The 12,874-nt window shown below is 60.0% G+C and carries 12 protein-coding genes; 4 read left to right on the top strand and 8 right to left on the bottom strand.

What is annotated here, in order from left to right; all coding sequences use genetic code 11:
* Positions 1 to 9: 9 nt before the first annotated feature.
* Positions 10 to 1,605, bottom strand: coding sequence for an ABC transporter substrate-binding protein (locus tag AC1DF8_RS10275; RefSeq protein ID WP_478153315.1), 1,596 nt, complete (start codon positions 1,603 to 1,605; stop codon positions 10 to 12).
* A gap of 122 nt (positions 1,606 to 1,727) precedes the next feature.
* Between AC1DF8_RS10275 and AC1DF8_RS10270 the strand changes: the two genes are divergently transcribed.
* The 3 genes from AC1DF8_RS10270 to kdgD all read left to right on the top strand — a co-directional run bounded on the left by AC1DF8_RS10270 (position 1,728) and on the right by kdgD (position 4,453).
* On the top strand, positions 1,728 to 2,438 hold the full coding sequence (locus AC1DF8_RS10270) for a FadR/GntR family transcriptional regulator (protein WP_112546504.1): 711 nt from the start codon (positions 1,728 to 1,730) through the stop codon (positions 2,436 to 2,438).
* Between the two features lie 66 nt (positions 2,439 to 2,504).
* Positions 2,505 to 3,485, top strand: coding sequence for a mannonate dehydratase (locus tag AC1DF8_RS10265; RefSeq protein ID WP_112546477.1), 981 nt, complete (start codon positions 2,505 to 2,507; stop codon positions 3,483 to 3,485).
* Between the two features lie 44 nt (positions 3,486 to 3,529).
* Positions 3,530 to 4,453: a 5-dehydro-4-deoxyglucarate dehydratase gene (gene kdgD, locus AC1DF8_RS10260; protein ID WP_478153312.1), complete on the top strand. Its 924-nt coding sequence runs from the start codon at positions 3,530 to 3,532 to the stop codon at positions 4,451 to 4,453.
* Between the two features lie 24 nt (positions 4,454 to 4,477).
* Here kdgD and AC1DF8_RS10255 read toward each other — a convergent pair whose 3' ends face one another.
* The 7 genes from AC1DF8_RS10255 to AC1DF8_RS10225 are packed head-to-tail and all read right to left on the bottom strand — an operon-like array spanning position 4,478 to position 11,999.
* Positions 4,478 to 5,170 carry a hypothetical protein gene (locus tag AC1DF8_RS10255; protein WP_113212926.1) on the bottom strand — a complete coding sequence of 231 codons (693 nt, stop codon included), beginning with the start codon at positions 5,168 to 5,170 and terminating at the stop codon, positions 4,478 to 4,480.
* Positions 5,171 to 5,179: 9 nt separating this feature from the next.
* Entirely contained in the window at positions 5,180 to 6,232 is a 1,053-nt protein-coding gene (locus AC1DF8_RS10250; protein WP_478153310.1) for an ABC transporter ATP-binding protein, read from the bottom strand.
* A gap of 17 nt (positions 6,233 to 6,249) precedes the next feature.
* Positions 6,250 to 7,092: a carbohydrate ABC transporter permease gene (locus tag AC1DF8_RS10245; protein WP_112546474.1), complete on the bottom strand. Its 843-nt coding sequence runs from the start codon at positions 7,090 to 7,092 to the stop codon at positions 6,250 to 6,252.
* Positions 7,082 to 8,014, bottom strand: coding sequence for a carbohydrate ABC transporter permease (locus AC1DF8_RS10240; protein WP_112971701.1), 933 nt, complete (start codon positions 8,012 to 8,014; stop codon positions 7,082 to 7,084). Before AC1DF8_RS10240 ends, AC1DF8_RS10245 begins: the two co-directional genes overlap by 11 nt.
* An 11-nt stretch (positions 8,015 to 8,025) precedes the next feature.
* Positions 8,026 to 9,297 (bottom strand): ABC transporter substrate-binding protein, encoded by a 1,272-nt coding sequence (locus tag AC1DF8_RS10235; RefSeq protein WP_183849979.1) that lies wholly within the window; start codon positions 9,295 to 9,297, stop codon positions 8,026 to 8,028.
* 40 nt (positions 9,298 to 9,337) lie between these two features.
* Positions 9,338 to 10,939: an FAD-dependent oxidoreductase gene (locus tag AC1DF8_RS10230; protein WP_113212949.1), complete on the bottom strand. Its 1,602-nt coding sequence runs from the start codon at positions 10,937 to 10,939 to the stop codon at positions 9,338 to 9,340.
* Positions 10,940 to 10,967: 28 nt separating this feature from the next.
* Positions 10,968 to 11,999, bottom strand: coding sequence for a LacI family DNA-binding transcriptional regulator (locus AC1DF8_RS10225; RefSeq protein WP_478153307.1), 1,032 nt, complete (start codon positions 11,997 to 11,999; stop codon positions 10,968 to 10,970).
* A 106-nt stretch (positions 12,000 to 12,105) separates the two neighbouring features.
* Here AC1DF8_RS10225 and AC1DF8_RS10220 point away from each other — a divergent pair, with 106 nt between their 5' ends.
* Positions 12,106 to 12,780 (top strand): SGNH/GDSL hydrolase family protein, encoded by a 675-nt coding sequence (locus AC1DF8_RS10220; protein WP_113145166.1) that lies wholly within the window; start codon positions 12,106 to 12,108, stop codon positions 12,778 to 12,780.
* Positions 12,781 to 12,874 lie beyond the last annotated feature (94 nt).

The following is a 12,874-nucleotide window of genomic DNA, read 5'->3' as shown; positions in this document are numbered from 1 at the left end:
CGACCTTGCTTAATCGGTCTCAGCTTTCGTGACGCCCTCAAGGCGCGTCGTCTGAYTCGGATGGCCGACATAACCCTGAACCTTGTCGTTCAGCACGATCGGCTCGAAGCGCTCGAACATCGGCAGGACGGCCGGCTTCTGATCCACGAACATCTTCTGCATATCGACATAGATTTCGCCGCGTTTCTTCGGGTCCGCCTCAAGTGAAGCCTTCGCCGTCAGCGCGGTCAGTTCCGGAATGTCCCATGCCGAGCGCCAGACGAAGTTGCCGGCATTGTTTGCTTCGAGAGAATTGTCGGGATTGGACGCGAACTGCTCCATCGCTCCGAGCACGTTCGGCATGTAGGCACCAGTCTGTGGAATGAGCAGATCGAAATTTCGCGCACGGTGGGCCGCGATAATGTCCGATCCGTTGCCCTGCTGGATGTCGACCTTGATGCCTATCTGGCCGAGCGAAGCCTGGATCGCGGTGGCAAGATCGATGCGGGGCGTCTGTGCGATGGTTTTCAGGCTGAGCGTAAAGCCGTCCTTGAAGCCCGCTTCCGCAAGAAGCTCCTTTGCCTTGGCGACATCGAGGTGCCAGTCGGGGCTCGGGATTGCATATTCGAAGTTTTCGGGAACCGGCACGGTACGGGCACGCCCGTAAGGACCCATGATGGTCTTCTCGATCCCCTTATAATCGATACCATAGGCGATCGCTTCGCGCACTTTCGGGTTGGACAGGTATTTGTTGCCGGCATTCATCGACAGCACGTAAAAGCCACCTGTGGGCACACGCTGGATCTCGAAACCCTTCTTGTTGTCGAAGGTGGCTAGATCCGACGCGGTCATTGCGCTTGCTATGTCGATATCGCCGCGTTCCAGCATCAGGCGCTCCACCTGGCTTTCGGGAACATGGCGGACGATGACGCGGCGCATCTTCGGAGCACCCGCAACATAGTTCTTGTTGGCGTCGAGAATGACAAGTTCATTGGGCGCCCAGCGGTTCAACGTGAACGGTCCGGAGCCCGCCGAATGGGTTCTAAGCCAGGCGTTGCCATAGTCATCGTTGGCGACATGCTTCTGGACTTCAACGCTGTCGACGACGCTCGCAATGACCATGGCCAGACGGTAAAGCAGAAGCTCCGACGTCACTTGGTCCGAAAGATCGACGCGCACCGTCTTGTCGTCGACAGCCTTAACCAGTTGATCGATATTATCCTTCGTATAGCCGACGCGCTTCAGGTTGGCGGCTGCGGCCTGATCGAGCTTCAGCAAGCGGCCGAGTGAATAGACGACGTCCTTGGACGTGACCGGGTTTCCCGAGGCAAAAGTCGCGTCGCGCAGCTTGAAGGTGATCCCCTTGTCATCAACCTGCCAGCTTTCAGCAAGCTGCGGCACGATCTTGCCGTCAGGCGTCGACGCAACCAGGCGATCATAGAGGTTCGACATGATCTCGTTGGCCTTGGCTTCCGTCGCCTGCTGCGGATCCAGCGAAAGAACCTGGGCGAGCGAGGTGCCGATCACCAGCTGATCGGCAGGCGTCGCCGCCCGAAGCGCGGGTGCTGCCAAGGTCAGCGCGCAGAGAGCGACACCAACAAACAGGCTTCTGGAAAAATGCTTCATTGCAACTCCTCCCTGAGTTACTATACAAGACATAATATGTCGTCCGTATGTCGTACTATGATTTTTCCAAGACGTTTGCAAGTGCCATGCGGAAGAGGACGCGAAAATGGGGAACAATGAAAATGGTGGCGGGCACGCGTGGCAGGCAGCGCTTGGCGCAGCAGATGATCGACCAGTTGCGAATGCAGATTGAGACGGGAAAGCTCCGTGAGGGAGATCAGCTTCCAACCGAGCCCCAGCTTGAGGCGGCCTTCGGCGTGAGTCGCACAGTGGTGCGGGAAGCGATTGCCGACCTGCGCGCGGCCGGATTTGTCCGGCCCGTCCAGGGCAAGGGCGTCTTCGTGTCGGATCCCAACGTGCATGCCAGGCTTGTCCTGACGCCGGTCGAGGTCAAAAGCATTCCGGAAACACTGGAATTGCTGGAGTTTCGCATGGCAGTCGAAGGCGAAGCCGCCGCTATCGCAGCCTATCGCAGGACAGCCGAACAGGAAGCTGCGATTCGACTAGCCAACCGAAAAATGGCCCAACTCATCGAGAGCGGTGAGCCCACGGTCGAGGCCGATTATGAATTCCACACCGCCATAGCCAATGCTTCGAACAACAGATTCTATATCGATGCCCTGCGCCATTTCGGACCGCGCGCAATCCCGCGCGGACAGTTTCCGACCTTACCCGAAGCCAATGACCGCACCTATCTCGAAAAGGTTCATGCAGAGCATGGTGAGATCCTGGCCGCCATTGCGGAGCAGGATCCGGATCGTGCCAGGCAGGCCATGCGCGCGCACATGATGGCAAGCCAGCGACGATACCGAATGCTTGCAGAGCAGCAATGAGGCTCGACAACCTTAAAAATTCATATTATGTCATATGACATGATTTGAATGGTCGGGAGGTTAGTTGTGTATTTGGGAACCCAGGTCGCCGCACGGGACGACGATGATTTTCGTGTTTTTGCCCAACTGGGCGTAAAACACATTTCCGCTGACCCGCCCGGGGCGCCGTCCAGCTGGACACTTGATGATCTGGAGCGCCACCGCGATCACGTGGAGAGCTTCGGTCTCGTGCTGGACATGGTCCAGCTCCCCCTACCCTCCAGGCCGATCGAAAACGCGTCCTATCCCGACATCCTGCTGGCCGGTCCCGAACGCGACCGGCAGATCGACGCCGTCTGCCGGATGATCGAGAACTGCGCAAAGGCCGGGATCCCAGCCACGAAATACAATCTCAACCTGATAGGCATTCCGCGAACGGAGCTCGAAAAGGGCCGTGGCGGTTCGCTCAACGAGGCTTTTCGCTGGGACAAGGCCGATCAGCAGGCGGCACCCGGTCTTGCCGGCGTCCTCTCGGAAGATGAGAACTGGGAGCGTATCGACTATTTTCTCGAGCGGGTGGTTCCCGTTGCGGAGAGCAACAGGGTGCGCCTTGCCTGCCACCCGCACGATCCCTATACGCCACCGGGCTACCGCGGCGTCACTCGTGTCCTTGGTACAGTCGACGGCTTGAAGAGATTCGTGCAGATGCGCGAGAGCCCCTATCATGGCCTGAATTTCTGCCAGGGTTCGATCGGCGAGATGCTCGACAATCCGCGTGAGGAAATCGACGATATCATCCGCTGGTTCGGCACGCGCGGAAAGATCTTCAACCTGCACTTCCGCAACATCAGCGGCGGCAAGCTCTCCTTCATGGAAACCTTTCCCGATGAAGGCGACATGGACATGGTGCGGTCGCTCAAGGTCTACCGCGAGGTCGGCTACAAATACATGGTCATGCCGGACCACGTGCCGCGCATCAGCGGTCGCGACGCGACGGGCGTCGCCTTCAGCTTCTGCTACGGTTACATCGCCGCAGTGCTCGAGGCGATGGAAGCCGGTCATATGTGAGCGACGCGCTCACCTTCAATCAGCAATTATTCAAGGAATTCAACATGGATCCCAACGCCATCAAGAAAGCCGTGGGCGACGGCCTCCTCTCCTTCCCGGTGACACATTTCGACAGCGAGAACAGGTTCAACGAAGCCGCATACCGCGAGCACGTGAGCTGGCTTGCCGGTTTTGACGCAAGCGCACTTTTTGCCGCGGGCGGTACGGGCGAATTCTTCTCCCTCAATCCGGCCGAAATCCCTGCGGTCATCCGCGCCGCCAAGGCTGCCGCAGGCAAAACGCCCATCATTTCCGGTACCGGTTATGGCACCTCACTTGCAATCGATATTGCGCGCGCTGCCGAAAAAGCCGGTGCCGATGGTCTGCTCCTTCTTCCGCCCTACCTGATGTTTGCCGAGCAGGCCGGACTTGTCGCCCATGTGAGGGCCGTCTGCCAGGCGGTCGGCATCGGCGTGATCGTCTATAACAGAGACAACGCGATCCTGTCGGCCGACAGCATCGCTCAGCTTTGTGATGCGTGCCCCAATCTCATCGGTTTCAAGGACGGCGTCGGTGATGTCGACCGGGTCATCGAGATCACCACCAAGATTGGCGACCGGCTGGTCTATGTCGGTGGCATGCCGACCCACGAAGTCTATGCTCAGGCCTATTTCGCCGCTGGTGTGACCACCTATTCCTCGGCTGTCTTCAACTTCGTTCCGGCTCTTTCGCAACGGTTCTACAAAGCGCTCAGGGCGGGCGACCAGAAGACCGTCGACCAGATCCTGAAGGATTTCTTCTTCCCCTTCGTTGCGCTTCGCAACCGCAAGAAGGGCTATGCCGTCTCCATCATCAAGGCGGGGCTGAAAGTCATCGGCCGCGATCCGGGCACCGTGCGCGCGCCGCTCACGAACCTGACGGACGAGGAACTCTCCGTGCTGCGGTCGATTGTCGAGGCTAATGACCAGGCGAGACTGGCCGCGGAGTAAAACCGCGGCCACCGGCGCTCAGCCTCATCGCCGTATTGCCGCGACGATCGGCTGTACCGCCGCTCTCATGCTCTCCGGCGTCGTGCCGGTGACGATAACGCCGAGCAGAGGGGCAGCAATGCCCGCGTCCCTCAGCTTCGGCATATCGTCGGGCACAAACATCTTCTGGCTTGGCGCGATGACCGGAATGCCCGCCTTGCCCGCGATGGTCCGGTAGCGATCAAGATCGCTCTCGTCGAGCGGCTTTCCGTAGTCGGCAAAGGAAGCGACCGAGGCTTCCATCATCGCACCGGGAATGTCGAGAATGCCTTGCAAATCCTCGTCAGTGCTCGCCTCGCCAAGCGCCGGAATGGGCCGTAGCTTCGATTGCAGCAGATGCGGTTGCATATCGCTGACATAGATATTGAAACCCTCGAAGCCGAGATCGGCGAGCGCCTCCATCTCCTGCGGGCTCGGAACCTTTTCTTGTCCTGCCATGACAAGAAGCGGCACGCCCAGCGTTGCAAGGTCCTCGAAAAACCGCCGCTCCTCGGCAAAGCTGCCGAAGGTCGTGCCGGTCGCGCGGTGATAGGCGTTGAGATGGACTTTGATCGCGAACGCACCTGCCTCGATGGCAGCCTTCGCGAGGTCGAGATCGTGACGGGCGAGCGAGACGATGACAGGGAATTCCCCCTCGCGCAGCGCCTTTGTGAACCTGGTTTCCGGATAGGTCGGCATGGAACAGCCTCAGTTCAGACGTTCGCCGCCATCGGCAGCAAAGAGATGGATATTGGAAAGCTCCGGGCGCACGCGGATTGTCGTGCCTGGAGACATCGATACGCGCTCACGAAAGACACCGGTGACCTGCGTTTCACCGAGTTTCATCGTCACCTGGGTTTCCGACCCCATCGGCTCGACCAGAACGATCTCAGCCGGGACGCCAGCGTCACCGAGCGAGAAATGCTCGGGCCGGATGCCATAGACAAGCCTGCGGTCGCTCAATGCAGGGGCAGTTTGCGGAAGTGGCAAGACAATGCCGGGTGCCGCGAACCCCTTGTCGGTGATTGTGCCCGTGAGGAAGTTCATGGACGGTGATCCGATGAACCCGGCTACGAACTGGTTGGAGGGCCGATCGTAAAGGTCGAGCGGAGCGCCGATCTGTTCCACCCTTCCCGCATTGAGCACGACGATCTTGTCGGCCATGGTCATCGCTTCGACCTGGTCATGGGTGACATAAATGGTGGTCGTCTTCAGCCTCTGGTGCAGGCTTTTGATTTCACCGCGCATGACGACGCGCAGTTTGGCGTCGAGGTTCGACAATGGTTCGTCGAACAGGAAGACCTGCGGATTGCGAACAATCGCCCGGCCCATGGCGACGCGCTGGCGCTGGCCGCCGGAGAGTTGGCGCGGATAGCGATCGAGAAGATGAGACAGGCCGAGTATATCGGCCGCCCATTTCACCCGCTCGGCGATCTGCGCCTTGCCGGTGCCGCGATGTTCCAGCGAGAAGCCCATATTGGTCGCGACCGTCATATGCGGATAGAGGGCGTAGTTCTGGAAGACCATGGCAATGTCCCGATCCTTGGGGTCGAGATCGTTGACCACCCGCCCGCCGATCCTGATATCGCCGCCGGTAATCGTCTCGAGCCCGGCGATCATCCGAAGCAGCGTGGACTTGCCGCAGCCGGATGGCCCGACCAGCACGACGAATTCTCCGTCGCGGATGCCGAGGTCGGCACCATGAATGATGTCGAGAGCGCCATAGCTCTTGCGGACACGGGAAAGGGTAACGTCAGCCATAGGAGAAATCCGGTTCTTCAGCCCTTGAGGCCGGTATGCGCGAGCCCTTCGACGAATTGCTTCTGCGCGATGATGAAGACGATGAGCACGGGCAATGCCGTGAGCGTTGCCGCAGCGAGCTGGATATTCCACATCGGCCCGCCATAGGCGTCGGTATATTGGGTGAGCGCCTGAGGCAGCGTGAATTTGTCCGCGCTCGACAGGAACACGATCGGTTCGAGATAGAGATTCCAGGAATGCAGGAAGGTGAAGATCGCAACAGAGGCGAGCGCCGGCCTTGCAAGCGGGAGGGCGATCTTGCGGAAGATCTTGAAACGCCCAAGGCCATCGACGCGCGCTGCCTCCTCCAGCTCGACCGGCAAGGTTACGAAAAACTGCCGCATGACGAAGGTGGCAAAGACGCTCGGCGCGCCGAAGATCGGCACCAGTACCAGCGGCCAATGCGTATTGACCATGCCGGCCTTCAGAAACATCTGGAAGAGCGGCACGATCGTTACTTCCGACGGGATCAAAAGGCCGAGCAGCACGACCATGAAGATCGTGTTGGCGAAGGGGAATTTGATGCGCGCGAAGGCATAGCCGGCCATCGACGAAACGATCATCGTGCCAACAGTCACGACCGCAGCAATATAGGCTGAGTTCCAGTATTGCTTCACGAAAGGCTGCAGCTCGAAGACCTTGCTATAGGTCGTCCAGTCATAGCTCTGCGGAAAAAATTGCGGCGGAAAGGCAAAGATATCGCTGATCGGCTTCACCGAAGACGTGACCATCCACCAGGTCGGGAAAACGAACGGGATGAGAAGCACGCACATCAGCCCGTATAGAATGACCTTCATGCGCGGGGAGATCTCAGCTTTCATAGAACACGATCCTCTTGCGCAATTGCCACTGGGCGAAGGTCAGAACGGCGACGATCAGGAAGAGCAGGATCGACAGCGTCGACCCGTAACCGAAGAAATGGAACTGGAAGGCCTGCTGGTAGAGGTAATAGACGAGCACGGTCGTCGAAAGGCCCGGCCCGCCCTGCGTCAGGACCGCGATCTGGGCAAAGACCTGCAGCGATCCGACGATGGTGATGATCGAGGTCAGCAGGATGGTGGGGCTGATCAACGGCAGGGTAATGCGGCGGAACTGCTTGAAGCGCGGAGCACCATCGATGCGGGCTGCCTCGTAGAGCTCGTTCGGCACGCCCTGCAGTGCGGCCAGGAACAGGATCATGTTGAGGCCGACATTCTTGAAGACCTGGACGACGATGACCGAGATCATCGCGGTGGTCTCCCCGCGCAGCCAGTTCGGACCCTCGAGGCCAAACAGCAGCAGCATGCCGTTGATGCCGCCATTCTTCTGCAGGAGAAATCCCCAGACGATTGTCCAAGCCACCAGCGACACGACAACAGGCGAAAAGAACAGCGTCCGGAAGATCGTAATGCCCGCAAGCTTCTGGTTCAACAGTACCGCCAGCAGCAAGGCCAGCGACAGGTTGAGAACCACAAGCCCTGCAGAGAAGATGGCGGTCGAACCGAGCACCTGCAGCAGGTTCGGGTCTTCCATCAGCATCTGGTAGTTCTGCGTGCCTGTATAAGTGAAGGTATTGGCGAGCACGTTCCACTCGTGCAGCGAATACCAGAAGACCAGACCGAGCGGGATCAGCACGAAGATGGTGATCCCGATCAGTTGCGGCGCGATGAAGAGGAAGCCGGCGAGGCTGTCGCGCCGCGCAACCGTCCAGAACGGCGACGAGGAGCGGCCCTCCAGTGTTGCGTTGTCCTGTGCGACAGCCATTCCTTGTCTCCCTAGCGCTTGAGCAGCGGGCCGATCTGGCCGCAGATCGTCTGGAGCGTGCCGGGAACATCGGCATCCGGGCGCCAGACAGCGTCGAGGCCGGAGCGCACGGTCTGCTGGATCTGGGCAAAGCCCGTATGGCCGGGGATGACCTTGCCGGTCGCAATGCCGGCAATGACGACCTTATCGATCTGCTCCTGGCTGAGCAGAGGATTGGTCTTCTTCAGCACCTCAGCGTTCAGCAGCGACTTGCGGGCCGAGGGGAAGAACCGGCTGAGCTTGGCCGAGTTTTCCGGGTTCGTCATATAGGCGACGAATTCGGCGGCCGTCTTGGCGTTCTTGCCCGATTGCATGACGCCAATGCCAGCCTGGCCGATCAGCGCATAATCACCGGCGGGACCCTTCGGCAGCGGCACGAGGTCCCAGGAGAAGGGCTTGTCCTTCGGAAGCAGCGAGGCGCGGCTGATCTGGGTGATGGTCATCGCCGCATTGCCGGCGAAGAAATCAACGTTTTCACCGGGGCCGGGGATCGCTTTCTTGTTGAAGATCGCGTCATGGACGAAGGTGAGTGCATCGACCATAGGCTTCTCGGTCATCATGCAGGTCTTGCCGTCGGCACTCCAGGGGGCCGCACCAAAGCCGTTCCAGACCGAGGCAAGGTTCTGCCAGGTCTGGTAGTTGAAGTCGCGCACGATCAGGCCGCCCTTGCCCTTCTGGCCGACTGCCGAAGCTGTCGCGATCGCGTTGTCCCAGGTCCATTCGCCGGCGGCGATCAGCTCGGCGGGTGTTTTGGCACCGGCCGCCTTGATCAGGTCGTTGTTGACGAAGACCGCAAAGGGCGAAGTAGAGAATGGGTAGGCATAGAGCGTGCCATCTTTCTGCCAGCGCTCCGTGGCGCTCGTGCTCACTTCGTCGAGATTGTATCCAGCCGTCGCCTTCAGTGTATCGTTGAGCGGATAAAGCGCACCGGAATTGACGAAGTCATAGGCGGCCGTCTCGAAGATCCAGGCCATGTCAGGCGCATTGCCGCCGGCGATCTGGGTGGTCAGCGCCGTCGTATAAGTGTCGAATGGCAGTGACTCGAAGGTCACCGTGACGTTGGGGTGGTCCTTCTTGAAGCCGGCAGCGATCTCGTTGAAAAGCTTCAGATGTGCTTCCGCCGCGCTCCAGATGGTCATGCGCAGGTTGACTGCGTCGTCGGCCCTGGCGATGCCGCTGCAGGCGAGCGGCACAGTGAGCGCAAGCGCCGCCAGCGCGGATTTCAATGTCCTGTTCTTGTTCATTCCCGTTCCTCCTCCAAAGATGGGTTGCACTGATGGCTGCTCAGTAGGCTGCGACGACCGGCCAGCGGATTTCGATACCTTCCCGGACGATTTCCCTCTGGAAGTCGTGGAGATGTGCGTCATTTTCCTGGACCTGGTGAGGCTTCAGCCCCTTGTCGAGGCAATGAGCTGCGAGCATGCCGGCCGCTTCGCCGATGTTCCATTCGACGGGGTGCAAGCGATAACAGCCGTTGGTGATATGGGTTGTGCCGATATTCTTGCCGGCCGCGATCAGGTTCGTCATGCGCTGTGGCAGCAGGGCGCCGAGCGGAATCTCGAAGGGGCAGGACGGCACGTCGATATAGTTGTCGCCGCCGGTCGAGGGGTGCAGGTCGATGCGGTACATGCCGATGCCGACGCTGTCGCGATAATTGACCGCGCCCTTGTCACCACGCACCGCATAGGAGAGGTCCTGCTCGGTGATACGGGTGATCGGTTTGATGCGGCGGCTCTCGCGGATATAGGGGGCCATCGCAAGGCCATGTTCGGTGCCGGTGATGTCCCCACGCAGCCGCAGGCCCTGATAGCCCTGGCCGCCATCGATACGCGGCGCCTCCGTCTGCAGCCAATAGAAGACCGAATAGGAAAGATCGGCCGCCGATTTCAGATGCCGTGCCTTATCCTCTTCAGACACGTCGATGATCGTGCCGTCCATGTAATCGATCATCGGCCAGTTCACGAAGCAGATGTCGGACTGGTAGAAACCGGGCTCAAAATTGCGCCGTGCAGCAATGCGGCGAAAGAGCCAGAGATTTTCATCGCCGCCGCCCTTGCGCTGATCGGCATCAACCAGCAGCGGATTGTCGTCGACATTGGGCGTGAAACCGCGGGTAGTGAATTCCAGCGTACGCGGATGCGGCGCGGTAAAGCCAAGCAGCGGGCCGCCCCAGAAATGCGGCTGGTACTTGCGCCAGTAGTCGTAATTCTCCGGCTTGTCGATCGTCTGGTCGCCGTCGACGCAATCGACTGCAAAGCAGATCGACACGGCCTGGACGTTGTCCGGCTGCCTTTGCGACGGCGCACTTGGCTCGCCGGTGTCGGATTGCGCCTCGAAACCTTTGACATAGTCTGTACCGGTCATCGGCAACAGGTCGCCGAGCTCGGTAGCATCAAGGATATAGTCGGCCGAGATGACGATCTCGCGTTCGCTATCGCGGTGGCGCACGGTAATCGAGCGCACGCTGTCACCCTCGACATCGGCAGCGACGGGACGGTAGGGCTGCAGCACCCGGAGACGACCGGCGCCGCGATAGGGCATCAGCATCGCTTCCATGACTGCAAGGCTGACGCGTGGCTCAGCACAGATGCGGCTCACCCAGCCGCCGCCGGGATTGAGATCACCCCAGGCGCGGGCGCCCTCGGTCAGCGGATAATTGTCGCGATAATATTGCCGCACGCCGTTGCGCAGCTTGCGGTAGGAGCGGGTTATACCGAATTGTTCGACCCAGGTATGTTCGTCTGATGGCACAGCCTGACTGGTCAGCTGGCCACCGATCCAATCGAATTCCTCGGTCATGATGACGCTCTTGCCGGCCCGGCAGGCGCCAACTGCCGCCGCCACGCCGCCGAGGCCGCCGCCCACCACCAGAATATCCGCTCGCATCTCTTTTGCCGCCATGTCTGTCACGCTCTCAGGTCCGTTTCTTGGCTGGTCCGAGGGTTTGCCCCTCGACCGGTTCGCAGTTCAGAAGAATTTGTTCGACGGGCGCGGCATCCTCGATGCGGCGCACCAGCATCGCGGTCGCCTGACGCCCCATTTCCTCGCGAGGAATGTTGAAGGAGGTGAACTGCACATGGCTGCGCTCGGCGCGCACATGACTGCCGAGCACCACGACCGAGAAGTCGTCCGGAATGGACAGACCGCGTTCGCGGGCGGCTGCTTCGACACGTACCGCATCGGCCAACTCGACGAAAAAGACCGCGCTCGCGCCGCTCTCTACGATCGCATCAAGTGTTTCGGCAGGACCCCGGCCGACCTCGTCCACATGCAAAACCACTTCCGCATTTCCGGTGGTCGCGTCTGAAAAACCGCGCCAGCGGTCGACGACGGACTCAGCCGATCCGCTCGGACCAATGAAGGCCAGCCGGCCATGGCCGAGAGAGCGTGCCTTTTCGACCAGCGCCCTCGTGGCGCTGGCATAATCGCCGCCGACGTAAGGAACGGGTCCGCCTGCGTCCTCACGTCGGCCGATCGCCACGAAGGGATAATCACCGGTTACAAGCCGTTTCAGTTCGGCCCGATCAAATTCACGACCGAGGACAAGGCAGCCGTCAGCGATCCGCAGCCGATTGCCATCGRCAAACATCTTGCGCTCACGGCCGACGCCGGCGCCGGTCAATAGCAGCAGGTCATAATTCTGCGCCTGCGCCTCTTCCTCGATACCGAGCAGGAAGGGCGCAAAAAAGTCCGCCTGCTCGCTCGGAAAGGCCGGCTCGTAGGTGAAGACGCCGAGAATGCGATTGAGACCCTTGGCCATCCGCCGGGCGATCGGATCGGCCACATAGCCTGTCGTGCGAATGACTTGCTGGACGCGCTCACGGGTCTCCTGGGGAATACGAGCCAGGGCTGTCGGCGCACCGTTCAGCACAAGCGAAACGGTTGCCTGGCTAACACCCGCCAATCTCGCAATATCATGCTGAGTCAAGCGCTTAGTGCCTGCCACGCTGCATCCTCCATATCTCCTCTTGACTGCTAATGCGTATTAGCAGCTAATACGCATAAACAGGATTTGACCGATTGCTGTCAAGCGCGAAAATGTGAGTCGATCGATGACGTTTGCAGAGCATTTGAAATCGCTCGGGTTTTCCGGAATCCGCGTATTCGGCGACAGCATCAGCGCCGGGTTCAATGCCAGCCATCGGCATCTGGCCTGGCCGGCGCTGTTTGCGGCCGAGCTAAGCGCATTGACGCTCCGCAATCATGCGATCCCAGGGACGGTGCTGCAGGCATCACCGCTTGCCGACGGTAGAGCCCGAGCAGACAACGGCGTCAGCAGGTATGCCGGCGCCCTGCTCGATGCCCCGCATCGCGACGCGATCCTCATCCTCTACGGCTATAACGACGCCCGCTACATGGCTGCGCCTGACAGCATGAACGCCAAGAGCTTCAGTCGTGACTATGCGAATATGCTGGAGAGACTGATCGAAGCGGGCCATGCGGAAAGACTTGCGATCGGTAGTCCGCCCTATATTCCCGACAGCGGTTTCTCAGTTGGAAGTGCTGGCTTTACCGGCCAGACACGCCAGGGCTTTGAAGTCTATGTCCGCGCCGTGCGCGAGCTGGCGCAGGCTTTTCGCATCTTCTATGCGCCTGTCTACGAACGGATGAAAGCATGCGGCGATGGCGCACTGGCGTCGCCCGATCTAACGCACCCCAATGATGCCGGTCATCGCGTCATCTGCGACGCGTTTAGACATGCCATCATTCATGAGAAACCGGTTTAGCCGCGCTTATCGCCGAGCGACTTTGGGTCGGGCGACACCGCGGAGCTCGGCGAAGGGTTCGCCTGAGGTGGAGATCCAACAGGAGAGGGCTCAC

This window comes from Rhizobium sp. 05N49 (assembly GCF_056396805.1).
Note: the sequence above shows the minus strand (reverse complement) of the source record. Positions and strands in the feature narration are given on the sequence as shown.

Excerpts from the sequence above, each read along its gene's own strand:
- AC1DF8_RS10255 (WP_113212926.1), bottom strand. The coding sequence starts at position 5,170 with ATGCCGACCTATCCGGAAACCAGGTTCACAAAGGCGCTGCGCGAGGGG.
- AC1DF8_RS10220 (WP_113145166.1), top strand. The coding sequence starts at position 12,106 with ATGACGTTTGCAGAGCATTTGAAATCGCTCGGGTTTTCCGGAATCCGC.
- AC1DF8_RS10230 (WP_113212949.1), bottom strand. The coding sequence starts at position 10,939 with ATGCGAGCGGATATTCTGGTGGTGGGCGGCGGCCTCGGCGGCGTGGCG.
- AC1DF8_RS10245 (WP_112546474.1), bottom strand. The coding sequence starts at position 7,092 with ATGAAAGCTGAGATCTCCCCGCGCATGAAGGTCATTCTATACGGGCTG.
- kdgD (WP_478153312.1), top strand. The coding sequence starts at position 3,530 with ATGGATCCCAACGCCATCAAGAAAGCCGTGGGCGACGGCCTCCTCTCC.
- AC1DF8_RS10250 (WP_478153310.1), bottom strand. The coding sequence starts at position 6,232 with ATGGCTGACGTTACCCTTTCCCGTGTCCGCAAGAGCTATGGCGCTCTC.
- AC1DF8_RS10240 (WP_112971701.1), bottom strand. The coding sequence starts at position 8,014 with ATGGCTGTCGCACAGGACAACGCAACACTGGAGGGCCGCTCCTCGTCG.
- AC1DF8_RS10235 (WP_183849979.1), bottom strand. The coding sequence starts at position 9,297 with ATGAACAAGAACAGGACATTGAAATCCGCGCTGGCGGCGCTTGCGCTC.
- AC1DF8_RS10270 (WP_112546504.1), top strand. The coding sequence starts at position 1,728 with ATGGTGGCGGGCACGCGTGGCAGGCAGCGCTTGGCGCAGCAGATGATC.